Here is a 26,488-nt window from a genome sequence, read left to right on the forward strand (position 1 = left end):
GTTGATTATCTAGACTGCGTGCGTTGGTTGAGGGAGGAGACCCAACGTGCGCAAGGTCCTGATCGCCAACCGCGGTGAGATCGCGGTCCGCATCGCGCGCGCCTGTCGCGACGCCGGTCTGGCAAGCGTGGCGGTGTACGCCGAGCCGGACTTGGACGCGCTGCACGTTCGGGTGGCCGACGAGGCGTATGCCCTGGGCGGGCAGACGGCCGCCGACAGCTACCTGGACATCGACAAGATCCTGAAGATCGCCGACGTGGCGGGCGCGGACGCGGTGCACCCGGGCTACGGGTTCCTGGCGGAGAACGCGGACTTCGCCGCGGCCGTGGAGGCGGCCGGGCTCACCTGGATCGGTCCGCCGCCCGCCGCGATCACCGCGCTCGGCGACAAGGTGCAGGCCCGGCACATCGCGCAGAAGGTCGGCGCGCCGCTGGTGGCGGGCACCAAGGACCCGGTCTCCGGCGTCGACGAGGTGGTGGCGTTCGCGCGCGAGCACGGGCTGCCGATCGCCATCAAGGCGGCGTACGGCGGCGGCGGGCGCGGGCTGAAGGTGGCGCGCACGCTGGACGAGGTCCCCGAACTGTACGAGTCGGCGGTGCGCGAGGCCACGGCGGCGTTCGGCCGCGGCGAGTGCTTCGTCGAGCGCTACCTGGACCGGCCCCGGCACGTGGAGACGCAGTGCCTGGCGGACCGCCACGGCAACGTGGTGGTCGTGTCGACCCGCGACTGCTCGCTGCAGCGCCGCCACCAGAAGCTGGTGGAGGAGGCGCCCGCGCCGTTCCTGAGCGACGAGCAGATCGCGGTGCTGTACGAGTCGTCCAAGGCCATCCTCAAGGAGGCCGGCTACGTGGGCGCCGGGACGTGCGAGTTCCTGGTCGGCCAGGACGGCACGATCTCGTTCCTGGAGGTCAACACCCGGCTGCAGGTGGAGCACCCGGTGACCGAGGAGGTCGCCGGGATCGACCTGGTTCGGGAGCAGCTGCGCATCGCCGCCGGCGAGGAGCTGGGGTACGACGACCCGCCGCTGCGCGGCCACTCCATCGAGTTCCGGATCAACGCCGAGGACGCCGGCCGCAACTTCCTGCCCGCCGTCGGCACCCTGCGGACGTGGCGTCCGCCGTACGGGCCGGGCGTGCGCGTGGACTCCGGCTACGTCGAGGGCCAGACGGTGCCGCAGGCGTTCGACTCCCTCATCGCCAAGCTGATCGTGACCGGCGCGACGCGGCGGCAGGCCGTCGAGCGGGCCCGGCGGGCGCTGGCGGAGTTCCAGGTCGAGGGGATGCCGACCGTGCTGCCGTTCCACCGGGCGGTGCTGGAGGACCCCGCGTTCGTCCCCGCGGACGACGACCAGCCGTTCACCGTCCACACCCGGTGGATCGAGACCGAGTTCGACAACACGATCCCGCCCTACGACGGCCCGGCGGCCGAGCCGGCGGAGGCGGACGAGCGCGAGCGCGTCACCGTCGAGGTCGGCGGCAAGCGCCTGGAGGTCGTGCTGCCCGCCGGGCTGGGCGCCGCCTCCTCGCGGGCCGGCGCCGGGAGCACGCCGGTGCGCCGCCGCGCCGCCAAGAAGGGCGCCGCCGCGCAGGCGTCCGGGGACGCGCTGGTCAGCCCCATGCAGGGCACCATCGTCAAGGTCGTCGCCGAGGAGGGGACGACCGTCGCGGCCGGGGACACCGTCGTGGTGCTGGAGGCCATGAAGATGGAGCAGCCGCTGACCGCGCACAAGGCGGGCACCGTGACGGGCCTGTCGGCCGAGGTCGGGCAGACCGTCGCCTCCGGCGCCGTGATCTGCGAGATCAAGGACTCCTGAGCCCTGGGATCGTCGCCGACACCCCCGCCCCGGCGGGGGTGTTCGCGTTTCGGCCGGGTATGGACCATGCCGAACCCGAACATTTCGGCCCATCACCATCGAACGCCCACCGCATTCGGAACGGAGCGCGTCGCCCGCTCGTCCTACCGGGTGAGGTTGAGGAGGGACACTGTCATCATGACTTCGCAGCTTCGGCGAGGGTTCGCGGCCCACGGGCGAGGCGCCCGCCGCGGCATCCTCGCGGCGGTGGCCGCCGCGGTGATCGCGCTGCTGTTCGGCTTCGCCGCCCCCGCCCAGGCGGACGACGTCTCACAGATCGCCAACGGACTGAGCGGGTCCCGCCTGTACGTGACGACCGGCGCCCGGTCCGCGGTTCCGGACGCCGACCAGGCCGCCATCCGCCAGGCGCTGGACCGCAACGAGGACGCCGACGTGCGCGCCGTGGTCGTCCAGAGCGGCGTGACCAAGGAGCGGATCGGCCCCATGCTCAAGTCGGTGGCCCAGCGCGTCGACAAGGGCAAGACGTACGTCGCCATCACCGCCGACGGCAAGATGATGGCCATCTCCAAGGACCTGTCCGGCAAGGAGCTCAACCAGCTCATCGCCCAGACGGCCGGCGGCGACATCAAGACCCGTCTGATCAGGTTCGCGGATCTGGCCGAGGCCGAGGCCGACCAGCAGGCCCGCTCCGGCATGATCGGCGCGTTCGTGACGCTGGGCGTGCTGATCTTCGCGGTGGCCGGGGTGACGGGCGCGCTGCTGGTCGCCGGCAAGCGGCGCCGCGAGCGGCAGGCCCGCCAGATGGCCGAGCTGAAGCGGGGCGTGGAGGAGGACGTCACGCTGCTCGGCGAGGACATCGCCCGCCTGGACCTCAACGTCATGGACCCCGGCCTCGACCCCGCGGCCCGTGAGCACTACGAGAAGGCCATGAACTCCTACGACCGCGCCAAGGCCGCCACGGAGCGGGCGGCGCGTCCGGAGGACATGCAGGCGGTCACCGAGGCCCTGGAGGACGGCCGCTACCACATGACCGCCACGCGGGCCGTGCTGGCGGGCGAGCCGGTGCCGGAGCGGCGCGCGCCGTGCTTCTTCAACCCGCAGCACGGGCCGTCGGTGAAGGACGTCACCTGGGCCCCGCCCGGCGGCGTCGCCCGCTCCGTCCCGGCGTGCGCGGAGGACGCGCGGCGGGTGCTGAACGGCGAGATCCCGGACATGCGGATGGTGCCGTACGGCGACGGCCGCCGTCCGTACTGGGACGCCGGCCCCGCCTACGCCCCCTACGCGAGCGGGTACTACGCCTCGTACGGCGGCCTGGACCTGCTGAGCGGCATGATGATCGGCACCATGCTCGGCTCGATGATGTCCGGCGGGTTCGGCCACCACGTCGGGGACGTCGGCGCCGGCGACATGGGCGGCTTCGGCGGCGACACCGGCGACATCGGCGGCGGCTGGGACTTCGGCGGGGGCGACTTCGGAGGCGGCGGCGACTTCGGCGGAGGCTTCTGATCGCGTCGCGTCGTCCGGGCGCGCCCCCGAGGGGGGCGCGCCCGCCCCGCTCTGTGTGGGCCGGACCGATGACACGGCTGCCGGGTGATCCGGGTCCGCTGCGGCGGGTCCGCTACGCGCTGGGGTTCCGGCTGCCGGACGAGCACCGCGACTGGGTGCGGCACGACCTCACCGACGCGGGCTGGCGGGGCCGGCTGCTGCGCCGCCATCTCGCGGTCATGCTGCCGGTCTGCCTGGCGTTCCTGCTGCTGCCGGGCGCGTGGTGGATCGGCGCGGCGGCCGGGCTGCTGGCCCTGCTCACCAGCACGGTCACCATGCTGATCTCCGCGGACGACGTGCGCCGCTCGCGGCTGCGGCGGCACGGCCTGCCGCCGCCCTGACGCGCGCTCCCGGCGTCCGCCGCGGACGTCCACCGGTCGCCCTCCGCCGGTCGGCGTCCGCGGCCCGACGCCCGGACGGTGAAGATCTTGGCCGCCCTCCGTGCCCGCCGACTGGGCTGCGTCGCCCGGACGGCGCGTGCGTCAGAAGGCGTGTTCGGCCATCAGGCGGCGCGCGGCCTCGGTGATGCTGCCCGACAGCGACGGGTAGACGGCGAAGGTGTGCGCGACCTGGTCGACGGTCAGGTGCTGCTGGACGGCCATGGACACGCCGAGGATCAGCTCGCTGGCGCGCGGCGCGACGATCACGCCGCCGAGCACGATGCTCGTGGACGGGCGGCAGAACAGCTTGACGAACCCGTCCTGGAAGCCCTGCATCTTGGCGCGCGCGTTGCTGAACAGCGGCAGCATCACCGTGCGGGCGTTGACCTCGCCCGAGTCGACCATGGACTGGGTGACGCCGACCGAGGCGACCTCCGGCTCGGTGAAGATGTTGGACGCCACCCATCCCAGCTTGAGCGGCTGGACGGCCTCGCCGAGCGCGTGCCACATGGCGATGCGGCCCTGCATGCCCGCCACCGACGCCAGCATCAGCACGCCGGTGCAGTCACCGGCGGCGTAGATGTGCGGCACGGAGGTCCGCGACACCTTGTCGACGACGACGAACCCGCGCTTGTCGAGCTTGACGCCGACCTCTTCCAGGCCGATCCCCCGGGTGTTGGGCACCATCCCGACCGTCATCAGGCAGTGGGAGCCCTCGACCTTCCGGCCGTCCTCCAGGGTGACGATCACGCCGTCGCCGGACCGTTCCACCCCGGCGGCCCGCGACCGCGGCATCACCTTCATGCCGCGCCGCAGGAACACCTCCTGCAGCACGGACGCGGCGTCGGCGTCCTCGGTGGGCAGGATGCGGTCGCGCGAGGACACCAGCGTGACCCGCGACCCCAGCGACAGGTACGCCCCGGCCAGCTCCACGCCGGTGACGCCGGAGCCCACCACGATCAGCTCCTCGGGCAGCTCGGGCAGGTCGTACAGCTGCCGCCAGTTGAGGATGCGCTCGCCGTCCGGCTCGGCGCCGGGCAGCACGCGCGGGGTGGCGCCGGTGGCCACCAGGATGATGTCGGCCCGGATGCGCCGGTCGCCGACCGCGACGACGTGCGGCTCGACCAGCCGCCCCTCGCCGCGCACGATCTTGACCTCTTCGTAGGCGAGCCGCTCGGCCACGTCGAACGACTGCGCCCGCGCCAGGTCCTTGACCCGCTTGTTGACGGTGGCCATGTCGGCCTCCAGCGCGCCGACGACCCCGTCCGGACCGCCGTTGTAGCGCAGGCCCAGGTCGGCCGACTCCGACATGACCGCCATGCGGACCGAGGTGGCGATCAGCGTCTTGGACGGCACGCAGTCGGTGAGCACGCACGCACCGCCGGGGCCGTCGCGCTCCACCACGGTCACGTCGGCGCCGAGCTGCGCCGCGACGAGGGCGGCCTCGTAGCCGCCGGGGCCTCCACCGAGGATCACGATGCGGGTCACGTCTCCCATTGTTTCGCATAACGGGCGGTGACCCGTCCCGCCCCCGGGACGAACGCCCGTCCCTGGGTACGCTTGGCTGCCGTGGCACTGTACGCGGCGTACGCCTCCAACATGGACCCCGACCAGATGGCGCAGCGGGCCCCGCACTCGCCGATGCGCGGCACCGGCTGGCTGACCGACTGGCGGCTGACGTTCGGCGGGCAGGACGTCGGCTGGGAGGGGGCTCTGGCGACGGTGGTCGAGGAGCCCGGCGAGCAGGTCTTCGTCGTGCTGTACGACGTGCCGTCCTGGGACGAGAAGGAGCTGGACGCCTGGGAGGGCGCCGCCCTCGGCGTCTACCGCAAGATCCGGGTCCGGGTGCAGACGCTCGACGGCGACGTGCTCGCCTGGATCTACGTGCTCGACGACTACGAAGGCGGCCTGCCGTCCGCCCGCTACCTCGGCATCCTCGCCGACGCGGCGGAGAAGGCCGGCGCGCCCGACGACTACGTCAAGGACCTGCGCACCCGCCCCTGCAAGTCCCTCGGCGACTGATCGCCGCGCCGGGCCGCCCGAGTCGCCCGCGGGCTGATCTGCGAGGTAGCGTCGCCGCGTGAGCATTTCCCCTAGCGACGACGCGTTCGACCTGGCGCGGGCGGCGGCGGACCGGCTGCGCGCCCGCACGTCCGTGGACTCCTTCGATGTCGCCCTGGTGATGGGCTCGGGCTGGGTTCCGGCCGCCGACGCCCTGGGCGACCCGGCGACCGAGCTGCCGGTGACCGAGCTGCCCGGGTTCGCGCCGCCCGCCGTGGAGGGCCACGCGGGGCGGATCCGGGTGGTGGAGGTCGCCGGGCGCCGCGCCCTGGTGTTCCTCGGCCGCACGCACCTGTACGAGGGGCGCGGCGTCGCCCCCGTGGTGCACGGTGTGCGGACCGCGCTGGCCGCCGGGGTCGGCACGGTGGTGCTGACGAACGCGGCGGGCGGGCTGCGTCCCGAGCGCCAGCGGGTGGGCGACCCGGTGCTGATCGCCGACCATCTCAACCTCACCGGCGCCAACCCGCTGACCGGCGCGACGTTCCTCGACATGACCGAGGCGTACTCGCCGCGGCTGCGGGCCCTGGCGCGCGAGGTGGACCCGACGCTCGGCGAGGGCGTGTACGCGGCGCTGCGCGGCCCGACGTACGAGACCCCGGCGGAGATCCGCATGCTGCGGACGCTGGGCGCGGACCTGGTGGGCATGTCCACGGTGCTGGAGACGATCGCGGCGCGCCAGGGCGGCGCGGAGGTGCTGGGCATCTCCCTGGTCACCAACATCGCCGCCGGGCTGACCGACGGGCCGCTGGACCACGAGGAGGTGCTGGCGGCGGGCCGGGACGCCGCCGCCCGCATGGGCGCGCTGCTGGCGACCGTCCTGTCCAAGCTGTGAGCGCGCTCGGGAGGCTGCGATGACCGACTACCGCCGCCGGGCCGAGGAGTGGCTCGCCCAGGACCCCGACCCGGCGACCCGCGACGAGCTGCGGGCGATCCTGGCCGCGGGCGACGAGGCGGCGCTGGCCGACCGGTTCGCGACGCGGCTGGAGTTCGGCACGGCCGGGCTGCGCGGCGAACTGGGCGCGGGCCCGAACCGGATGAACCGCGTCACGGTGATGCGGGCCGCCGCCGGGATCGCCGCCCGCCTGCGCAAGGACCCGCCGCCCGACGAGGAGGGCGCGGGCGTGGTGATCGGATACGACGCGCGGCACGGCTCGGAGCGGTTCGCCCTCGACAGCGCGGCCGTGCTCACCGGGGCCGGGCTGCGGGTGTGGCTGATGCCGCGTCCGCTGCCCACGCCGGTGCTGGCGTTCGCCGTCCGGCACCTGGGCGCCGCGGCCGGGATCATGGTGACGGCCAGCCACAACCCGCCGCGCGACAACGGCTACAAGGTGTACTGGGGCGACGGCGCCCAGATCACCCCGCCGCTGGACGCGGAGATCTCCGCGGAGATCGACAAGGTCGGCCGGGTGGACGGGCTGCCGCTCGGCGAGGGCTGGACGGTGCTCGGCGAGGAGATCGTCGAGGCGTACCTGCACGCCCTGTCGCGCCTGCCGCTCGGCGACGCCCGCGACGTCTCCGTGGCCTACACGCCGCTGCACGGCGTCGGCCGCGACGTGCTGGAACGCGCCTTCGCGTGGGCGGGCTTCCCCGCGCCGGCCGTCGTGCCCGAGCAGGCCGAGCCGGACCCCGACTTCCCCACGGTCGCGTTCCCCAACCCGGAGGAGCCGGGCGCCATGGACCTGGTGCTCGGCCTGGCCGGCGCGTCCGGCGCCGACCTGGTGATCGCCAACGATCCGGACGCCGACCGCTGCGCCGTGGCCGTCCCGGACCGCGACGGCGGCTGGCGGACGCTGGCCGGCGACGAGGTCGGCGGGCTGCTGGCCGAGCACGTGCTGCGCCACACCAAGGGCGCCGACCGCCTGGTCGTCACCACGGTCGTGTCGTCGTCGCTGCTCGGCGCGATCGCCCGCGCGCACGGGGTGCGGTCCGCGGAGACCCTCACCGGCTTCAAGTGGATCATGAAGGCGGGGCGGCCCGGCGACCGCCTCGTGTTCGGGTACGAGGAGGCGCTGGGCTACAGCGCGGGCGGCGACGACGGCGTGGTCGTCCACGACAAGGACGGCGTCGGAGCGGCCCTCGCCGTCGCCGCCCTGGCCGCGCAGGCCCGGCGCGACGGCCGCACGCTGGTCGACCTGCTGGACGACCAGGCCCGCCGGTACGGCCTGCACGCCACCGCCCCGCTCACGTTCCGGGTGAAGGACCTGGGGCTGATCGGCGAGGCGATGGCCCGGCTGCGCGCCGCCCCGCCGTCCCGGCTGGGCGGCCGCGAGGTGGAGGCCGTCGACGACCTGTCCGGCGGCGTCGGCGGGCTGCCGCCGACGAACGCCCTGCGGTTCCGGATGCCGTCGGCGCGGGTGGTGGTCCGCCCGTCGGGCACCGAGCCGAAGCTCAAGTGCTACCTGCAGGTCGTCCACCCGGTGGGGGACGGCGAGGACGTGGCCGCCGTGCGCGCCCGCGCGAACGCCGACCTCGACCGCCTCCGCGAGGACCTGGCGTCCGCGCTCGGCCTCAGCTGACCAGCAGGGCCGCCACCAGCGCGGCCGACGCCGCCGCGGGCACGGCCACGCTCGCGACCGCGGGCCACGACCAGCCCATGGCGGCGGCGCCGGCCCGCTCGCCGGCGCGGGCGCCGCGATGGCGGGTCTTCAGCTCGTTGAGCTGCTGGGCCACGAACATCGTCGGCGTCCGCCCGGCCGCGTCCGGCGGCGTCCTGGACCCGCCGCCCTGCGCGCCGCCGCGCGTCGCCGCGGACGTCACCGCGGCGCGCTTGTTCGCCTGCGCGACGCGGGCGGCCTTGGCGTGGGCGCGGGGCGAGGTCTGCACGGCCCAGGCGCGGGCGGTGCGCTCGGCGCCGTCCGCGTCCGCGAACGTGATCGTCACCGCGGTGGTGGCCTCGATCCGCCGGATCGCGGGCCACGGCAGCCGCACGTCGCGCAGCGGGTTGCGGACGGTGACCCCGTCCTCGTCGGCGGCGATCACCGGCCGCAGCCCCACGACGTAGGCGACGCCGCAGCCGAACAGCAGCACGGCGGCCACCGCGGCCGACGCCAGGTCGCGGCCGCGCAGCGCGATGTCCAGCAGGTTCAGCGCCGCGAAGGCCATCCACAGCCACGCGCCGACCCGCGCGGGCGTCGAGCGGAACCGGTGCGGCGCGGTCATGCCAGCGGACGGGCGCCGCGCCACTTGAGCTGCGCGAACCCCGGCTTGATCACGCCGTTGATCAGCTCCAGCCGCTCGCCGAACCCGATGAACGCCGACTTCATCGCGTTGACGGTGAACCACTGCAGGTCGTCCCAGCCGTAGTCGAACGCCTCCACCAGCTTGTGGAGCTCGCGCGACAGGCTGGTGCCGCTCATCAGCCGGTTGTCGGTGTTGACCGTCACCCGGAAGTGCAGCCTGCGCAGCAGCCCGATCGGATGCTCGGCGATCGACTTGGCCGCGCCGGTCTGGATGTTGGACGTCGGGCACATCTCCAGCGGGATCCGCTTGTCGCGCACGTAGGCGGCCAGCCGGCCCAGCACCGGGGCGTCCTCGTCGGTCGCGTCGATGTCGTCGATGATCCGCACGCCGTGGCCGAGCCGGTCGGCGCCGCACCACTGGATCGCCTGCCAGATCGACGGCAGCCCGAACGCCTCGCCCGCGTGAATGGTGAAGTGGGCGTTCTCGCGCTGGAGGTACTCGAAGGCGTCCAGGTGGCGGGTGGGCGGGTACCCGGCCTCCGCCCCGGCGATGTCGAAGCCGACCACGCCGTCGTCCCGATACCGCACGGCCAGCTCGGCGATCTCCATGCTGCGCGCCTGGTGCCGCATCGCCGTCACCAGCGTGCCGATCCGGATGCCGTGGTCGCGCTCCCCGGCCTTGAAGCCCTCCAGGACCGCCTCCACGACCTGCGGCAGCGTCAGCCCGCTGCGGGTGTGCTGCTCGGGCGCGTACCGCACCTCCGCGTACACGACACCGTCGGCGGCCAGGTCCTCGGCGCACTCGTAGGCGACGCGGGTCAGCGCCTCGGCCGACTGCATCACCCCGACGGTATGGGTGAACGTCTCCAGGTACCGCTCCAGCGACCCGGAGTTGGACGCCTCCTCGAACCAGACCCGCAGGTTGTCGGGGTCCGTGGTGGGCAGCCCGGTGTAGCCCTCGTCGCGGGCCAGGTCCACGATGGTCTCCGGGCGCAACCCTCCGTCGAGGTGGTCGTGCAGCAGCACCTTTGGCGCCCGCTGGATCGCGTCAAGAGTCGGCCGATGGTCCATGACCGCCAACCTACCTCCAGGTTTCCCAAGGTCTCTCCGGCAACTGTCGCCAATCACAGCACGTCGCGCAGCTCCACGGCACGGACGATGAGCGGCCCGCTCCCCCACAGCCCCACCGGATCGTCCGGCATGCGGACGTCGCCGACGGCGTGCTGCAACGGGCACGGCCCTTGTGCCTTTCGACCGTCCCGGCGAGCACGGTCACGTCGCCCTTGAGAGCCACCTCTTGCGTTTATTTCGTTTACTGCGAATACTGCGACTAGGAGGTGGCCGCGCAATGTCGGATGTACAGGTCAAGCGCATCGAGCCGGGCGCGATCGATGCCGAGATGGCTGCCCGGGCGATGGAAAGGATCAAGAGTTATCTCATGCAGCACCCCGACGAGCAGGAGATCAGGGTCGTCGGAGAGATCGGCGCTGAAGACGCCTTGGTCCTTCCGCGCGAGGTCGTGATGCTGCTGACGTTCATCCTGAGCCAGGCGGCCGCCGGGCGAGGGGTGTCGGTGATGCCCTCTCATGCCGAGCTGTCCACCCAGCAGGCGGCGGACATGCTGAACGTGTCCCGCCCCTACCTGATCGGGCTGCTGGAGTCGGGCGCGATCCCTTATCGGCTGGTCGGCAGGCACCGCCGCATCCGGTGGGACGACCTTATGGAGTACAAGCGAAAGACGGAGGCCAAGAGTCGCGCCGCAGCCGACGAGCTCGCCGCGCTCGGCCAAGAGCTGGGGATCTGAGCCGTGCCCTTCGTCGTGCTCTACGACACCAACGTGCTCTACGGCAACACGCTCCGAGATCTGCTGATCCGCGTGGCTCTGGCCGGTGCGGTCCAGGCCAAGTGGACGAACGACATCTTGGACGAGTTGCTGGCGAATCTCGCAGCCGAACGCCCGGACATCGCACCGGAGAAGTTAATCCGGTTGCGGACTCTCATGAACGAGGCGGTCCCCGATGCGCTGGTCGAAGGGTACGAGCCGCTGATCGACGGGCTGAAGCTTCCTGATCCTGGCGATCGGCACGTGCTCGCCGCCGCGATCAAGGCGGGCGCACAGGTGATCGTCACCTCCAACCTCAGGGACTTCCCGCCGGAGACGCTGGCGGCCTGGAACCTCGAGGCCAAGAGCCCCGACGACTTTCTGCTCGACCAGATCGACATCGATGACCGTGTCGTCTGGGCGTGCGTCCAGCAGATCGCGGACTCGAGACGCAACCCACCGGCGACGGTTGAGGACATCCTCAATGACCTGGAGAGAGCGGGCCTGGTGGAGTCGGTTGCAGCCCTGCGAACGCGTCCTCCGCTGTAGGAGCGCTTCCGCAGGCTTGACTCGGCTGCGCGAATCACAGGGCGTCGCGCAGTTCCAGGTAGCGCTCGGCGGCACGGGCGATGAGGGGGCCGTTCTCCCACAGCTCCGCCGGATCGTCCGGCATAAGGTACTCCCGGGTGGCGTCTTGCAAGGGCCATGACACCTTGACCCGGCCGCGCTCCGGGAAGAGCGCGGCGATCTCCTTCGGCAGATCGGAAAGCGGGATGTCGCCGTAGGCGAAGGGCAAGGCGTACTCGAGAAGGCCGAAGACGATGTTCGCGGCGTCGGCCGGCGGCATGCCCGTGCGGTCGGCCAGCTCGTGGGCCCAGGCCGGGTCGGGGCGGACCGGGCCGCGTTCGTCGAGGAGCCGCCGCAGGGCGAGAACCCGTTCGGGGCCGCCCCACCCACGCGACGCGAACCTTGCGTACGCGCGCCATCCCGGCAGTTCGACGGGGCCGAACTCGCCGTCGGGCACGTACTCCCAGACGATCAGCCTCTTCTCGTAAACGATATGGCGCTCGACGAGCAGGACACCGCGCGGCGTCCGCCAGATCGCGCCGCGGGTCGCCTTGCTGTCACGGCCCGCGGCAGTGAAACGGAGCAGACGCCAGCGTCCGCTTCCGTCGCCTCGCGCGGTATTCGCCCACGCGTTGAGGTTCTCCAGCAGGAACCTGCGATGGTGCGCGGTGCGCCACGGCCAGACGGTGTGCAGTGCCGCGCTCCCCGTGTCCTCGAAATCCACACGCAAACCCCTGCGCCAGTCGGGCAACGTCACGACCCGCACCTGCCGAGGCTCCGGCGGCGCCGGGATCTCCAGGGCCTCCCGGACGGCGTCCTCCACCCAGCGCATGCCCGGCAGCATCACGACGCCGCCGCCCGCCGGAAGTTCGGGACGGGTCCGCAGCGACGGCGGCAGTGCGGGCTGCGGCAGGCCGAGCCGCTCGCGCAGCCGCACCGCGTCCAGCACACACTCCGCGGCGGTACGGGCGTACTCGCTCACTCCGCCACGCAATGGGCGCTCCACCACGTCCGGCAGAATCCGCGACCACTCCTCGCGGACCGCCCCGGCCCCGACGAGCGCCAGCTCCACCAGCCTCGCGGCCTGCTCCCGGTGGAGGTCCCGCAGCGCCTTCGAGCCGCGGACGTCGGTCACCGCCAAATGGCACCACCAGCCGGGCGGGACGACGGGGCCCCGCCCATCCGTCTTCTGCAACGGCCAGTAGGGCAGCCGGGCGGTCTGGGTCCCGTCCGGCGCCGTCACGGTGATCACGCCGCCGCGGTACTCGACGCGCGACGGCCCGGCCGCGTGCGGGAACGTCACCTCGGCCTCGGCCGGACCGTCCGGAAGGCGGGTCCGCGTCGCCGGGTCGAGGATCAACCCGATCTCGCCGTCATCGCCCTCCACCGCCCGGAACGTCAGCATGGAGCCGCCCAAGGACAGGGAGGCCAGCAGCTGCTCGCCGTCGTCCCAGAACACCAATCCTTGATCATGTGTCTTGAGCCAGGCGCGCAGCTTCTCACGGACGGGCGTCCAGACCTGGACATGGCCTGAGCGGTAGGCGGCGGTCAGGCGGTCGCCGTGCTGGGCGAGCTTCACCTCCTCACTGACCAGGCCGCCAGGAGATGTGCGCCATTCGTATGGGAACGTCAGCTCCTCGGGGATGCCGCCGCGCAGGGCGGCGTGCAGCGCGTCCACGGGATCGGTGATCCGCAGGCCGTCGGCGAAACCGGGGGCGAGGTCGGCGTAGCCGTGCTCGGCGAGCTTCCTCAGGCGGCGCAGGCCATGGGACAGAAGAGGCAGCGAGGCGGACGCGACCCCGGCCTTCCACTGCTCCACCTGCCTGCGCAGCTCGTCCCGGAACTCGGGAACGCCCTCCCACAGCCCGCGCAGCGCGGCCACGTAGTCGATGTTGACGGCGCGGCCGAGGTTGGTGATGAAGTGGTCCAGCTGCTGGGCGAAACGGTTCGGGTCCTGCCGTGCCTGCTCGGTGACCGTCGGTACGTTGGCGGACAGCCATCTCAATGTTTCTTGGTTCAGCTGGCCTTCCGTGGCCACGTCGAACCGGCTGTACACGTCGGTGACCAGGCAGGACGCGGCCCGTTCCTGCGGTACGAGCCGTTCGCCGGCCTGCCGGACCAGCGGCACCAGCGTCTTCAACGCGCACCGGCCGGAGTTTTGGACGAACCACTCCTCCGAGAGCAGGGCACCGGCGCCGACCTCCACCAGCACCTCCACCCACATCCGCCAGATCTCCTCGGCGAGCTCCGGATCGTCCTCCGCGTCCTCGTCCGGCTCGGCCGCGATCAGCAGCCGCACGGCATCGTCATCCCCCGTGACCAGCCGCGACAACGACGGACCAGCGGCCTGCCACACCGCATACGAGGCATACCGCAACGCGCCGCTGCGCAGCAGCCGCAGAGTCAGGTCGTCCTCCGCGACGGACTTCCTGACCTTCGCGGGCCTGCCCAGCTTGCGCGTGTCCGGATAGATACGCGCATACGGGACGACACCCTTGGCGAACGCGGCGTCCAGAATTTCGCGGTACCGGTCGTAGGCCTGCTTGGGCTCCAGCCGCTCTGCCATCAGGCCAACGTGGTCGCGCAACGCGGTCGGCGCCACCACGCCCATCGGCGTGAACTCCAAAAAGACCTGGTGAAGCCGGTCCATGTCGACCAGCCCCGGATGGTTCTTCTCCACCTTGCGGGCCTGCGTGAACGCCCACATCGCCAGCTCGGACGCCCCCGCCGCGGCGAACTCACGACACGCCTGCTCGAAGAACGGCGCCAACTCCTCCGCGGGCAACGAACGTGCGAGCCGGTTCACCCCCGACTTCGCCTTACGAGGCTCGGCCACCCCGATCGCCGCCGGCTCCGCCGGCTCCACATCAGCCATGCGCACCCCCACCGCTCGACGACACCCCTCAGACCTCTGACCGGACGATCCCGTTCCGACCAAGATCAAAGTTAGGCGTGCGCACCGACATCGCCGGAGGCGTCCCTGTGGCGGGTCCCGTACGCGGTGGTGTTCTCGGCACGGCCGATCCGCTTCGCGCCCGTGCCGCCGAGAAGCTCGACGGACGCGTCGAGCTTCTCGTTCCGGCGGAGGTCAAAAGTCAGCGCAGGCCGACGTCGCGACGGGCGTCCTTGTAGACGCGGGCGGGTCTCAACTCGTAATCCCAAGGGAGGGCACCGGGGCGGTTCTTTCCCGTGTGGGAGAGGTGGACGCGCGCCCGGTCGAAGTCGCCGGCGTAGTAGAACGCTGCGCCGAAGAGGTGGTGTGCTTCCTGGGTGCGCGGGTGCGGGACGGGCTGGGCCAGCCATTTCGCGCCCGCGGCCGCGAGGGCGGCGTGGACCTCGGGGCGGGACATGTACTCCCACATGTCGTCGTGGTCCATGCTGTTCTCCAGATGGGCGGCCGCGAGGACGGCCGTCACCGGATCACCCGGCGGCGCGGCCTCCACAGCCGACTCGGCGAAGTCGAGCAGTTCGGCCTCCGACCCGAACCACTTGGGGGCGAGGACCTGGGCTCTGGAGTAGTGGCCGGCGAACAGCGTCCGGTGGCGCCTGTGCAGTTCCTGCCAGATCCGGTCGAGTTCGGACCGGCTCAGTTGAAGGCCCAGCCCGTACCACTGCAGGTTGTCCCAGGGCACCGGGTCGTGCGGCAGCAGTTCGGCGGCGCGGTACAGCGGCTCGCCAGCGCTGGAGAGGATGAGCCAGAAGCGGCCGAACTGCTCGTCGGAGACGTGCTCGGCCCGGGCGGCGGTGCGCACGTGCCAGGCCTCCTTGACGCGGGTCGCGCCGAGCAGAAGGTGGACGTCCGGGTCGTCCGGACGGTCCGCGGCGCGCGCGGCGAGCAGGTCGCCGTGACCGCACGCCGCACGGGAGAGGTTGTCGATGTAGAGAGCGCGCAGCTCGGGGAAGTCGCGCGTGCGGGCCAAAAGTTCCACGGCCACGTCGATCCGACCGCGCCTGACCTGGGGCAGCGCGGCGGCGAGGGCGGGGTCGTCCCAGGCCATGCCTCTGCGCGTGCGCCAGGACGCGCGGTCCGGTGCCGGGCTCAGCGTCATCAGCGGCTTGCGCGACCGGGCCGCTCCCGCGGGCCGCTCCGGGATGTCCTCCTCCGGCCGGGGCGGCATCCGGACGACGCGGTCGGCGGGGACGCTCCGGTCGATCTCGGCCGGGAGGCCGTCGGCGCCGATCCACACGTTGGGTTCGACGCGGACGGTGATGCCGTCCAGCCCGATGAGGACGCGGCCCCCGTCCGGCCAGGCGACCACGGCGGCGCACGAGTCGTAGCGGACGGTGCCCAGCTCCGGTCCGATCATGCTGGTCACCCCAGCGGGGCCGGCGATGAGGTGCACCTGCTTCTGCTCGCGGTCGGCGGGGGCGTAGGCGGTGCCGCACACCGCGACCGTGGAGCTGCCGGGGGCGGGCACGTAGCGGCCTATGTGGGGTTCCTGCCCCTGCGGGACCATCACCAGGGCCGAGTCCCGCATGGTGCGGGCGGCCGACTGGATGTCGTCGGGGGTCAGCGCGTCAAGGCGGCGGACCTGCTCGTCGTAGGAGGTCTGCGGGCCGCCCAGCAGCTCGTCCTTGCAGGCCGACATCACCCAGGCGTGGACGGCGCCGGGCTGGTCCATCGCGCCGCGGTGGATCGCCACCGCCTCCGCCAGTTCGGCGCTCTCCACGGGTTCTTCGGCGATCCGTTCGATCTCGTCGAGGAACTCCTGCGTCAGCCGGGGGTGGGACTCGGCGAGCCCGTCGGCGAACGCGATGACATGGGCGAACCGACCGTCCCGGAGCGAGTAGCCGACCTGCGCGGAGTAGCTGAGCGCGTCGTCCAGCCGCAGCGCCTTGTGCAGACGCCGCTGCAGGATCGTGGTGAGGACGTTGCCGGCCGCGGCGCGCGGTACGACGGCGCTGAGGCCGACCCCGTCGACGTTGGCGGCGAAGTAGGCGGGGGTGCGGGGCAGCGCGCTCGTCGGTTCGGGCGTCGGGAGACGCCTCCCCTCGGGGAGGTCTAGGCGCAGCCCTGCGGGAGGGGGCCCGCCGACGATGGCCAGGGCGGCGTTGGCGCGGGTGAACCGGGTGGCGGCCCAGGCGGCGACGTCCTCGCCGGTGAGCGCGGGCAGTCCGAGCTCGTCGAAGCCCGGCAGGCCGTACGTGGCGGCCCCGTACCGCCACAGCATCATCCGTCCCACGGCGCCCGAGGAGCGCCCGGCGGCCTCGGTCCGCAGGATCTGCTTCTCCGCCTCCAGCCGCTCCAGGGGCGGCTCGCGCAGGGCGGCGCAGACGGTGGCCAGGAACCGGGTCGCCTCGTCGCGGTCGCCTTCGGTGGTGAACGCCGTCGTGACGGTGTCGACCGCCCCGTTGTAGTGGTGTTCGGGCTGGCCCACGCGGTGCAGCGCCAAGTGCTCGACCAGGTGGGTGATCCCCCTGCGCGCCAGCGTCTCGTCGGCTTGACCGATGCGGAAGACCAAGGCGACGTGGTAAACGTCGGTGCCATCGCCGGGCGCCCAGAACGCGGGAACCCCGTCGACCTCGGTCTGCGTGACCTCCACGTAGTCCCCCCTTTGCTCAGGTCGCGCCATCTTACGATCTTGGAGTGTCAGGAATGGTGGATTTTCGATACCAGCGCCCGATCCGGCCGCCGCGACGGGTGTACCGGCGGGCCGTCATCTTGGTCGCGGGCTACGCGCTGGTGTCGGTGCTGGTCGTCCTGACCCATCTGTCCGCGCTCACGACACCGGACTTCGACCCGGCCTACGGCGGCGACCGCAGCGCGGACGGGCGCCCGACCCTGCAGGTCGGCCGGGACGTGCGCTACCGGATCCATGTGCGGGAAGGCGCCGCGTCCCCCCGCGACTGCGTGCTGGTCACCAAGACGGGTGCGGTGCATCCGCTGTCCCTGGACCGGTCGGACGGCTCCCCCGTCGAGGAGGACGGGGTCCGCTACCGGTGGGTCGGTTCGTTCCGCTCGCCGGTCGACGCGTGGGCGGCGGTGCAGTGCACGCCGGACGCCCGCGCACCCCTGCGCGTCGAAGCGGACCCGTCCGAGCTCTTGCCGATCGGGCTCGCGTTCTTCGCCGCGCCCCTGGTCCTGCTCCTCGCCGCCGTCATGACGCTGGTGACCTGGGTGCGCAGGCGCCGCGGCAAGCGGCTGGCGTTCGTGCGTCCCGCCACGCCCGAGCTGGACGCCGAGATCGCCAAGCGGGTCGCGATGGCCGACCGGCTGGTCGGCGGGACCGCGCAGACCTTCGTGCTGTTCCGGCACGGGACGCTCGTCCCCGCCGGGACGCGGACGGGCCACGACGCCGTCGTCCACGCCACCGAGCTGCTGCGGCGGTCCGCCGACCCGGGGGACGGCTGGCGGGTCGCGGCCGTCGACGACGGCTGGACGGTCGCCTGCCCCGAGTCAGGGCTGCGCGTCCTCGTCGGCGACGACGAGACCCGCCGCCCCGACACCCAGGAGATCGGCCGGATCGGCCGCGCCAAGCTGCGCATGGACGCCCGGCGGCCCATGGTCCTGCACCTGGCCGACGGCCGGACGCAGACGCCGGCCGCGGTCGCGCGGTGACCCGCCGGCGGCCGCGTCAGCCGACGCGGTCGATGACGAGCGGGAGCAGGTCGGGGGCGCCGTCGGGGACGACCTCGATGGCGCCGTCCAGGGCCTCCAGGGCCCGGTCGATGCGGGACGGGTCGTCGGTGTGCAGGGTGAGCAGGGGCCGCCCGGCGGTGACCCGGTCGCCCGGCTTGGCGTGGCAGAGCACGCCCGCGGCGGCCGAGACCGGGTCCTCCTTGCGGGCGCGGCCCGCGCCCAGCCGCCAGGCGGCCACGCCGACGGCGTAGGCGTCCAGGCGGGTCAGCACGCCGGAGGCGGGCGCCGGGACGTCGTGGGTCTCCTTGGCGGTGGGCAGCGGCGCGTCCGGGTCGCCGCCCTGGGCGGAGATCATGCGGCGCCACACGTCCATCGCCGAGCCGTCGGCGAGCGCGTCGGCCGGGTCCTTGGCCGACGCCAGGCCCGCCGCGGCGAGCATCTCCCGGGCCAGGGTCACCGTCAGCTCCACCACGTCGGACGGGCCGCCGCCCGCGAGCACCTCCACGGACTCGGCCACCTCGACGGCGTTGCCGACGGCGCGGCCGAGCGGACGGTCCATGGCGGTGAGCAGCGCGACGGTGCGCACGCCGTGGTCGGTCCCGATGCCGACCATCGTCTCGGCCAGCTCGCGGGCCTGGTCGACGGTCTTCATGAACGCGCCGGAGCCGACCTTGACGTCCAGCACCAGCGCCCCGGTCCCCTCGGCGATCTTCTTGGACATGATCGACGAGGCGATCAGCGGGATCGACTCGACGGTGCCGGTCACGTCGCGCAGCGCGTACAGGCGGCGGTCGGCGGGCGCCAGGCCCGACCCGGCGGCGCACACCACCGCCCCGACGTCCGTCAGGACCGCGAGCATCTCCTCGGGCGACAGCGACGCCCGCCAGCCCGGGATGGACTCCAGCTTGTCCAGGGTGCCGCCGGTGTGGCCGAGGCCCCGGCCGGACAGCTGCGGGACGGCCGCGCCGCACGCGGCCACCAGCGGCGCCAGCGGCAGGGTGATCTTGTCGCCGACGCCGCCCGTGGAGTGCTTGTCGGTGGTGGGGCGGTCCAGCCCCGACCAGTCCATGCGCTCGCCGGAGCGGATCATCGCCTCGGTCCAGCGGGCCACCTCGGCGCGGGTCATCCCGTTGAGCAGGATCGCCATGGCCAGCGCCGCCATCTGCTCGTCGGCCATGACGCCGCGGGTGTAGGCGTCGATCGTCCAGTCGATCTGCTCGGGCGTCAGCGTCCCGCCGTCCCGCTTGGCGCGGATGACGTCGATGGCGTCCAATGAGGCTCCTTCAGGACAACAGGTCGTCGGGGCCGAACGCGTCGGGCAGCACCTCGGCCAGAGGGCGCACGCCGCGCGGCGTCTCCAGCAGCATCTCAGGCCCGCCGTGCTCCCACAGCAGCTGGCGGCAGCGGCCGCACGGCATCAGCGGCTCGCCGTCGCCGCCGACGACCGACACCGCCACCAGGCGGGGCCGTCCGGACGCGCCCGGCCCGTACAGGGCGCTGACCAGGCTGCATTCGGCGCACAGGCCGACACCGTAGGAGGCGTTCTCGACGTTGCAGCCGGAGACGACCCGGCCGTCGTCCACCAGCCCCGCCGCGCCCACCGGGAAGTTCGAGTACGGCGCGTAGGCGCGGCGCATCGCCTCGCGGGCCGCCGCGCGCAGCGCCTCCCAGTCGACCCCGCTCATCGGGCCTCGCCCTTGCGGTACCGCAGCCCGTTGGCCGCGGGCATGCGCAGCCGCTGGGACGCCAGCGACAGCACCAGCAGCGTCGTGATGTGCGGGCTGTAGGTGACGATCTCCTTCGGCAGCTCGTCGGTGAGCAGGTACCACGTCAGCATCAGCATGCCGACGACGACGGCGGCCGACGCCTGGACGATCCGGGAGCGCCGGTGCAGGCCGCCCGCCTCCGACGGCGTGACCGGCGCGCGGCGCAGCGACGCCAGCCGCCAGGCGGCGAACGCGAACAGCGCGACCGCGATGACCAGCAGCAGGGCGTGCACGGCGCCGGTGGCGCCGCGCTGCTGGAGCGCGTCGGTGTAGCCGAAGAGCCCGGTGCCCGCGGCCAGGCCGCCGGGCCGCCAGTTGCCGAAGATCATGGCGGCCAGGCCGATGAAGCCGCGGCCGCCGGTCTGGTTCTCCTGGTACTGCGACGACCCGACCATCGCGAGGAACACGCCGCCCAGCCCGGCCAGCGCGCCCGACACGGTCACCGCCGCGTACTTCATCGCGGCGACCCGGACGCCGAGGGACTCGGCGGCGTACGGGTTCTCCCCGCAGGAGCGCAGCCGCAGCCCGAACGCCGTCCGCCACAGCAGCACGTAGGTCAGCGGGATGAGGGCCAGGCCGATGACGGTGAGCGCGGACAGGTCCGTGGTCAGGCCGCGCACCAGCCCGGCCAGGTCGGACAGCAGGAACCAGTGGCGGCCCTCCAGGTCGGCCAGCGGCTCCCCGATCCCCGGCACGCTGACCGTGGGGAAGTCCGGCAGCGGGGGCGACTGGGTGGCGCCGCCGCCCGGCTCGTCCTGGAAGAAGATCGTGGACAGGTAGCGGGCGACGCCCGGCGCCAGGATGTTGATGGCCACGCCGGAGACGATGTGGTCCACGCCGAACGTGACGGTGGCCAGCGCGTGCAGCAGGCCCCCGGCCGCGCCCATCACCACGCCCATGAGCAGCCCCGCCCACGGGTTGCCGGAGAAGTACGCGCCGAACGCCCCGCCCCACGTACCGAAGATCATCATGCCTTCGAGGCCGATGTTCACCACGCCGGCGCGTTCGGACCACAGCCCGGCGAGCGCGGCCATGCCGATCGGCAGGCCCAGGGCCAGGGTGGTGCTCACCGTTCCGCCGGAGGTGATGGTGTTCTCCCCGGTGATGGCGCGCAGCAGCACCAGCACGCCGAACACGGCCGCGAGGACGATCAGGGCCCGCACCACCGGGCGGCGCGCCGTCCGCGCGGGCGCGGGCTCCGCCGCCGGCATGGCCTCGGTCAGGGTCGAGCTCACGCCGCCACCTCCTTCGGGGACGCGTCACGGCCGGCCAGTTGCGCGGCCACCGCCTGCTGCTGCCAGCGCATGCCGAGCCGGCGCACCACCTCGTACACGACCACCACCGACAGCAGTACCGCGGCCTGCGTGATCGCCACGATCTCCTTGGGGATTTCGTTGAACTCCAGGATCTGCGACGACTGGTCGAGGAACGACCACAGCAGCGCGGCGAACGCGATGCCGACCGGGTTGTTGCGGCCCAGCAGCGCGATGCCGATGCCGACGAAGCCGAGGCCGCTGGGGAAGTCCAGCCCGTAGGAGTACGACGAGCCGAGCAGCTGCGGCATGCCGACCAGCCCGGCCGCCGCCCCCGACAGCACCATGGCCGTCACCACCATGCGCCGGGCGTCGACGCCGCTGGCCACCGCCGCGCTCGGCGACAGGCCGGTGGCGCGCAGGTCGAACCCGAACCGGGTGCGCTCCACCACGACGTGGAACGCCACGCCGACCGCCACCGCGAGCACCACCAGCCCGAACACCTCCAGGTCGGCCCCGGGGTAGGGGATGCCGGGCACCCGCCCGGACGGCGCGATCGGCTCAGTGCCGACGTTGTCGCTGCCCGCGACCTGGGTGCCGAGCCGGTCGGTCTGCAGCAGGTAGGCGATGATCCCGGTGGCGATGAAGTTCAGCATGATCGTGGCGATGACCTCGCTGACGCCCCGGGTCACCTTGAGCACCCCGGCGATGCCCGCCCACAGCGCGCCCACCAGCATGGCCACCACGATGATCACGACCTGGTGCAGCACCGGGGGCAGCGCGAACGCGCCGCCGACCGCGGCGGCCAGCATCGCCGCCAGCCGGTACTGGCCGTCCACGCCGATGTTGAACAGGCCCATCCGGAACCCGATCGCCACGGCCAGCGCGGCCAGGTAGTAGGTGGCCGCCCGGTTGACGATGTTGACGACGCTGTCCGGCTCCAGCCCGAACTCGATCATCGCCTGGAACGTCGACGGCGGGTGGAACCCGCTGATCGACAGCACGATCGAGGTCAGCGCGACGGAGAACGCCAGCGCGGCCGCCGCCGCCAGGACGGTCAGCGCCAGCGGCGAGTTCTTCAGCCGGTTCACTCTTCCCCCTCCAGCGGCGCCCCGGTCATCGCGGAGCCGAGCCGTTCGGGCGTCACGTCGGCCGGGTCGACCTCGCCGACGATCCGGCCGCGCAGGATCACCCGCAGCGTGTCCGACATGCCGATCAGCTCGTCCAGGTCCGCGGAGATCAGCAGGACCGCCAGGCCCTCGGCGCGGGCCTGCCGCAGGTGCTCCCAGATGGCGGCCTGGGCGCCGACGTCCACGCCGCGGGTCGGGTGGGCGGCGATGAGCAGCTTCGGCTCGCCCGACATCTCCCGGCCGACGATGAGCTTCTGCTGGTTGCCGCCGGACAGCGCGGCGGCGTCCACGTCGATGCCGGGGGTGCGCACGTCGTAGGCCTCGACGATGCGCCGGGTGTCGGCCCGGGCGCCGGCCCGGTCGATCCACGGCCCCTTGACGTTGGGCCGCCGCGTCTGGTGCCCGAGGATCCGGTTCTCCCACAGCGGGGACTCCAGCAGCAGCCCGTGCCGGTGCCGGTCCTCGGGGATGAAGCCGATGCCCCCTTCGCGGCGCCGCCGGGTCGACCAGGCGGTGATGTCCTCGCCGTCCAGCCGGATGGTCCCGGCGTCGGGGGCGCGCATGCCCATGATCGCTTCGACGAGCTCGGCCTGCCCGTTGCCCTCGACCCCGGCGATGCCCAGGATCTCGCCCGCGTGGATGGTGAAGCTGACGTCGTCGACGACCGCGCGGCCGGAGGCGTCCCGCACGGTCAGCCCGTCGAGCCGCAGGACGGGCCGGTCGGTCACCGTGGACTCGCGCAGCTCCGGGACGGGCAGCTCGCTGCCGACCATCATCCGGGCCAGCTCCCGCGCGGTGGTCGCGGCGGGGTCCAGGCCGGTCGCCACCGTGGTGCCGCGCCGGATGACGGTGATCTCGTCGGCGACCGCCAGCACCTCGTCCAGCTTGTGCGAGATGAACAGGACGGTGAGCCCTTCGCGGCGCAGCTCGCGCAGGTTGGCGAACAGCTCGTCGACCTCCTGCGGCACCAGCACCGCGGTGGGCTCGTCCAGGATCAGGATGCGGGCGCCCCGGTAGAGCACTTTGAGGATCTCGACCCGCTGCCGGTCGCCGACGCCGAGCTCCTCCACCAGCTTGCCGGGGTCGACGCGCATGCCGTACCGCTGGGACAGCTCCTCGACGCGCCGCCGCGCCTTCGCGCCGATGCCGTGCAGCCGCTCGGCGCCGAGGACGATGTTCTCCAGGACGGTGAGGTTGTCGGCCAGCATGAAGTGCTGGTGCACCATGCCGATGCCGCGGGCGATGGCGTCGGCCGGCGAATGGAACGCGACCTCCTCGCCGGCGACCTTGATGGTCCCCTCGTCGGCCCGCTGCATGCCGTAGAGGATCTTCATCAGGGTCGACTTGCCCGCGCCGTTCTCCCCGACGATGGCGTGCACGGTCCCGGCCTTGACCGTCAGGTCGATGTCGTGGTTGGCGACGACGCCGGGGAAGCGCTTGGTGATGCCGCGGAGCTCGAACGCGGGCGGGGCGGCGGTGCCGGTGTCGGACGGCCGCTCAGTGGTGGACATCCCCTGGTCCTCCTACACCAGAGCCCGGGAGGAGGCCGTGGCCGTCCCCCCGGGCCGGAGCAACGTTCAGGTCACTTGGTCGGGACGGTGATCGCCCCGCTGACGATCTGCTGCTTCAGCTCGTCCAGCTTGGCCTGCACGTCCTTGATCTCCGCGGCGTTGCTGGTGGAGTAGCCGACGCCGTCGTTCTTCAGGTCGAAGGTGACGGGCCCGGACTTGGCCGTCCCCTCGCCCGCGGCCTTGACGAACTCGAAGACCGCGGTGTCCACCCGCTTGAGCATCGAGGTGATGATGTAGGGCTTCTGCGCCGGCTCTGCGTTCTGGTACTGGTCGGAGTCGACGCCGATCGCGTACTTCTTCTTGGCGGCGGCGGCCTGGAACAGGCCGGTGCCGGACAGGCCGGCCGCGTGGTAGATCACGTCGGCGCCGGCGTCGTACTGGCCCTCGGCGATGGTCTTGCCCTTGGCCGGGTCGGTGAAGCCGGAGAAGTCGGTGCCGCGGGAGATGTACTTGACGTCGATCTCGATGTCCGGCTTGACCTTCTTGGCGCCGGCGACGTAGCCCGCCTCGAACTTCTTGATCAGCGGGGTGTCCACGCCGCCGATGAAGCCGATCTTGCCGGTCTTGGACTTCAGCGCCGCCGCGGCGCCGACCAGGAAGGAGCCCTGCTCCTCGGCGAACACCAGGTTGGTGACGTTCGGGCCGGTGACCGAGCTGTCGTCGACGATCGCGAACTTGGTGTTCGGGTGGTTCTTGGCGACCTTGGCCAGCGGGCCCGCGTAGGCGAACCCGACCGCGATCACCGGGTTGTAGCCGGACTTGGCCAGCAGCTCCAGCCGCTGCACCTTGTCGTTGTCGCTCTCGCCCTTGGTCGCCTCGATGTCCTTGACCTCAAGGTTGAGGACCGACTTCACCTTCTGCAGACCCGCGTAGGCGGCGTCGTTGAACGACTTGTCGCCCCGCCCGCCGATGTCGTAGGCCAGACCGACCTTGACGGTCTTCTTGCCGTCGCCGCCGTCGCCGCCGGTGGTCGCCTTCTTGCCGCCGCACGCCGATGCACTGAGCGTGAGCGCTGCGCCCGTCAGCGCGACGAGTGAGATCTTGAGTCCACGGCGCACGTTTGGCGCTCCTTCCGTTCCCCGCCCTCGACATGGCGGCCTTCGGCCGCCGAAATCGATGGGACGCTACCGGGTCGAACGAGCGGAACGTCCGTGATGCACCGATTCGCAACGGGTCCGTTACCAAGGTGTAGGCATATCGCCACAGGTCAGGCCGCTCGCGGCCGGTGCACCCGGTAGGCCGGCGAGGAGAAGTGAATCGCGTCACCCGGCCGGGGCCCGCGTCCGGCGCCCCGCCGGACGGTGAACGACGTCCCTGAGGGGCGCGCCGCCCGGGGCGGGCGGCCGCGAGCCCGGTCGGGGGGACCGGCGCGCTCGGGCCGGGCCGGGCTCAGGCGAGGGCGGCGCCTTCCATCTGCTCGGGGTCGCCGGGGCGGCCGCCGTCCCACAGCGCGGTCAGGGCGGTGGCGCTCAGCACGCGGACGCCGACGGCGATGCAGCGCTCGTCGACGTCGAAGTCGCCCCGGTGCAGGTCGTACTCGACCGCCGAGCCGGGGGTGCGCACGCCCAGCCGGGCCAGGGCGCCCGGGATCGACTCCAGGTACCAGCCGAAATCCTCGCCGCCGAGGCTCTGCGGCGTCGGCACCGCGGCCTCCTCGCCGAGCACCTGCGCGGCGGCGTCGCGGAACATCTGCACGCTCGCGGCCTCGTTCACGGTGGGCGGGACGCCGCGCACGTACTCCAGCGACGCCTCCACGTCGTAGGCGGCGGCGACCGAGTCCAGCAGCGCCTTCATCATCTCCGGCGCGCGGTGCCACGCCTCGTCGTCCAGGCAGCGGACGGTGCCCTCGGCGATGCCGTCGTCGGGGATGGCGTTGGCCACCGACCCGGCCGACACCCGGCCCCACACCAGCGACAGGCTGGAGCGCGGGTCGACGCGCCGCGACAGCGCGGCGGGCAGCTCGGTGACGATCTTGGCCAGCGCGTACACCAGGTCGGCGGTCAGGTGCGGCCGGGCGGTGTGCCCGCCGGGCCCGGTCACCTTGACGTACACCTTGTCGCAGGCGGCGGTGATCGGCCCGGTGCGCAGGCCGAGCTGCCCGACCTCGATGCGCGGGTCGCAGTGCAGCGCGAACGCCCGGTCCACGCCGCAGATGCCGCCGGCGGCCATGACGTCCAGCGCGCCGCCGGGGGTCTCCTCGGCGGGCTGGAACAGCAGCCGCACCCGGCCCGGCAGCTGGCCCGCCGCGGCCTGCTGCGCCAGGAACAGGCCGGCGCCCAGCACCATCGTGGTGTGCACGTCGTGGCCGCAGGCGTGCGCGACGCCCGGCACCGTGGACCGGTACGGCACGTCCTTCTCGTCCTGCAGCGGCAGCGCGTCGATGTCGGCGCGCAGCGCCACGGTCGGCCCCTCCTCCGGGCCGATGTCGCAGAACAGTCCGGTGCCCTTGGGCAGGACCACGGGGGACAGCCCGGCGGCGGTGAGGCGCTCGACGATCCGCTTGGTGGTGCGGTGCTCGGCGAACCCCAGCTCCGGGTGCATGTGCAGGTCGCGCCGGAAGCTGATCAGCTCGGCCTCGTGGCGGGCCAGGAACGCGTCCAGTTGCGGCTGCAGGGCCGCGCCGCCCAGCGGGCCGCCCCCGCCCGGCCCGGTCCCGGGACCGGTCGCGGAGCCGTGCGCCAGGCCGCCGGCGGCGCCCCGGCGGACGGACCCGGCCGCCCGCGTCGCGTCCTCGGCGTCGTCCGCGCCCGCCGCCCCCGCGGCGGCCGCTGGTTCAAGGCCGGGCATCACCCCGGGTCCCGGTTGTGTCATGTGCGCCCCC

21 protein-coding genes are annotated in these 26,488 nt (G+C 72.9%); 9 read left to right on the forward strand and 12 right to left on the reverse strand.

The window, feature by feature from the left end; translation table 11 throughout:
- Positions 1-46 precede the first annotated feature (46 nt).
- The 3 genes from AR3_RS01990 to AR3_RS02000 all read left to right on the forward strand — a co-directional run bounded on the left by AR3_RS01990 (position 47) and on the right by AR3_RS02000 (position 3,699).
- Positions 47-1,813: an acetyl/propionyl/methylcrotonyl-CoA carboxylase subunit alpha gene (locus AR3_RS01990; protein ID WP_067907385.1), complete on the forward strand. Its 1,767-nt coding sequence runs from the start codon at positions 47-49 to the stop codon at positions 1,811-1,813.
- A 177-nt stretch (positions 1,814-1,990) separates the two neighbouring features.
- On the forward strand, positions 1,991-3,319 hold the full coding sequence (locus tag AR3_RS01995) for a hypothetical protein (protein ID WP_067907388.1): 1,329 nt from the start codon (positions 1,991-1,993) through the stop codon (positions 3,317-3,319).
- 68 nt (positions 3,320-3,387) lie between these two features.
- Positions 3,388-3,699 (forward strand): DUF5313 family protein, encoded by a 312-nt coding sequence (locus tag AR3_RS02000; RefSeq protein WP_067907391.1) that lies wholly within the window; start codon positions 3,388-3,390, stop codon positions 3,697-3,699.
- A gap of 141 nt (positions 3,700-3,840) precedes the next feature.
- Here AR3_RS02000 and AR3_RS02005 read toward each other — a convergent pair whose 3' ends face one another.
- On the reverse strand, positions 3,841-5,226 hold the full coding sequence (locus AR3_RS02005; RefSeq protein WP_067907598.1) for an NAD(P)H-quinone dehydrogenase: 1,386 nt from the start codon (positions 5,224-5,226) through the stop codon (positions 3,841-3,843).
- 81 nt (positions 5,227-5,307) lie between these two features.
- Between AR3_RS02005 and AR3_RS02010 the strand changes: the two genes are divergently transcribed.
- The 3 genes from AR3_RS02010 to AR3_RS02020 are packed head-to-tail and all read left to right on the forward strand — an operon-like array spanning position 5,308 to position 8,315.
- A complete protein-coding gene (locus AR3_RS02010; protein ID WP_067907394.1) occupies positions 5,308-5,760 on the forward strand; it encodes a gamma-glutamylcyclotransferase family protein in 453 nt (150 codons plus the stop codon).
- A 58-nt stretch (positions 5,761-5,818) separates the two neighbouring features.
- On the forward strand, positions 5,819-6,631 hold the full coding sequence (locus tag AR3_RS02015) for a purine-nucleoside phosphorylase (protein WP_067907397.1): 813 nt from the start codon (positions 5,819-5,821) through the stop codon (positions 6,629-6,631).
- Between the two features lie 19 nt (positions 6,632-6,650).
- Complete coding sequence (locus AR3_RS02020; RefSeq protein ID WP_067907400.1) at positions 6,651-8,315, forward strand: phospho-sugar mutase; 1,665 nt, start codon at positions 6,651-6,653, stop codon at positions 8,313-8,315.
- On the opposite strand, the gene AR3_RS02025 is transcribed toward AR3_RS02020, so the two are convergent.
- Complete coding sequence (locus AR3_RS02025) at positions 8,308-8,958, reverse strand: PH domain-containing protein (protein ID WP_083950862.1); 651 nt, start codon at positions 8,956-8,958, stop codon at positions 8,308-8,310. The genes AR3_RS02020 and AR3_RS02025 overlap by 8 nt on opposite strands.
- Positions 8,955-10,049, reverse strand: a complete 1,095-nt coding sequence (locus AR3_RS02030; RefSeq protein WP_067907601.1) for an adenosine deaminase — start codon at positions 10,047-10,049, stop codon at positions 8,955-8,957. The genes AR3_RS02025 and AR3_RS02030 overlap by 4 nt, the downstream gene beginning before the upstream one ends.
- 277 nt (positions 10,050-10,326) lie before the next feature.
- Between AR3_RS02030 and AR3_RS02035 the strand changes: the two genes are divergently transcribed.
- Together AR3_RS02035 and AR3_RS02040 are read left to right on the forward strand one after the other, a co-directional pair.
- On the forward strand, positions 10,327-10,782 hold the full coding sequence (locus AR3_RS02035; protein WP_067907408.1) for an excisionase family DNA-binding protein: 456 nt from the start codon (positions 10,327-10,329) through the stop codon (positions 10,780-10,782).
- Between the two features lie 3 nt (positions 10,783-10,785).
- Positions 10,786-11,349 (forward strand): VapC50 family PIN domain-containing toxin, encoded by a 564-nt coding sequence (locus AR3_RS02040; RefSeq protein ID WP_067907411.1) that lies wholly within the window; start codon positions 10,786-10,788, stop codon positions 11,347-11,349.
- A 34-nt stretch (positions 11,350-11,383) separates the two neighbouring features.
- Here the strand turns inward: AR3_RS02040 and AR3_RS02045 are convergent, their stop codons facing one another.
- The gene (locus AR3_RS02045) at positions 11,384-14,242 is read right to left on the reverse strand and encodes a hypothetical protein (protein ID WP_146150307.1); all 2,859 of its coding nucleotides are present in this window, start codon (positions 14,240-14,242) and stop codon (positions 11,384-11,386) included.
- Positions 14,243-14,462: 220 nt separating this feature from the next.
- On the reverse strand, positions 14,463-16,910 hold the full coding sequence (locus AR3_RS02050; RefSeq protein WP_067907417.1) for a M16 family metallopeptidase: 2,448 nt from the start codon (positions 16,908-16,910) through the stop codon (positions 14,463-14,465).
- 53 nt (positions 16,911-16,963) lie between these two features.
- Between AR3_RS02050 and AR3_RS02055 the strand changes: the two genes are divergently transcribed.
- The gene (locus tag AR3_RS02055) at positions 16,964-17,926 is read left to right on the forward strand and encodes a hypothetical protein (protein WP_146150306.1); all 963 of its coding nucleotides are present in this window, start codon (positions 16,964-16,966) and stop codon (positions 17,924-17,926) included.
- Positions 17,927-17,942: 16 nt separating this feature from the next.
- Here AR3_RS02055 and AR3_RS02060 read toward each other — a convergent pair whose 3' ends face one another.
- The 7 genes from AR3_RS02060 to AR3_RS02090 form a co-directional block, all read right to left on the reverse strand.
- Positions 17,943-19,220, reverse strand: coding sequence for a thymidine phosphorylase (locus tag AR3_RS02060; protein WP_067907423.1), 1,278 nt, complete (start codon positions 19,218-19,220; stop codon positions 17,943-17,945).
- A 10-nt stretch (positions 19,221-19,230) separates the two neighbouring features.
- Complete coding sequence (locus tag AR3_RS02065; RefSeq protein ID WP_067907428.1) at positions 19,231-19,632, reverse strand: cytidine deaminase; 402 nt, start codon at positions 19,630-19,632, stop codon at positions 19,231-19,233.
- Positions 19,629-20,948 carry an ABC transporter permease gene (locus AR3_RS02070; RefSeq protein WP_390097725.1) on the reverse strand — a complete coding sequence of 440 codons (1,320 nt, stop codon included), beginning with the start codon at positions 20,946-20,948 and terminating at the stop codon, positions 19,629-19,631. The genes AR3_RS02065 and AR3_RS02070 overlap by 4 nt, the downstream gene beginning before the upstream one ends.
- Positions 20,945-22,057, reverse strand: coding sequence for an ABC transporter permease (locus AR3_RS02075; RefSeq protein WP_067907432.1), 1,113 nt, complete (start codon positions 22,055-22,057; stop codon positions 20,945-20,947). Before AR3_RS02075 ends, AR3_RS02070 begins: the two co-directional genes overlap by 4 nt.
- On the reverse strand, positions 22,054-23,607 hold the full coding sequence (locus tag AR3_RS02080; RefSeq protein WP_067907435.1) for an ABC transporter ATP-binding protein: 1,554 nt from the start codon (positions 23,605-23,607) through the stop codon (positions 22,054-22,056). The genes AR3_RS02075 and AR3_RS02080 overlap by 4 nt, the downstream gene beginning before the upstream one ends.
- A gap of 71 nt (positions 23,608-23,678) precedes the next feature.
- Positions 23,679-24,725 (reverse strand): BMP family lipoprotein, encoded by a 1,047-nt coding sequence (locus AR3_RS02085; RefSeq protein WP_083950844.1) that lies wholly within the window; start codon positions 24,723-24,725, stop codon positions 23,679-23,681.
- A 331-nt stretch (positions 24,726-25,056) separates the two neighbouring features.
- Positions 25,057-26,478 carry a M20 family metallopeptidase gene (locus tag AR3_RS02090; RefSeq protein ID WP_390097729.1) on the reverse strand — a complete coding sequence of 474 codons (1,422 nt, stop codon included), beginning with the start codon at positions 26,476-26,478 and terminating at the stop codon, positions 25,057-25,059.
- Positions 26,479-26,488 lie beyond the last annotated feature (10 nt).

This window comes from Actinomadura rubrobrunea NBRC 15275 (genome assembly GCF_001552235.1).
In the GTDB taxonomy this organism is placed as follows: Bacteria; Actinomycetota; Actinomycetes; order Streptosporangiales; family Streptosporangiaceae; genus Spirillospora; species Spirillospora viridilutea.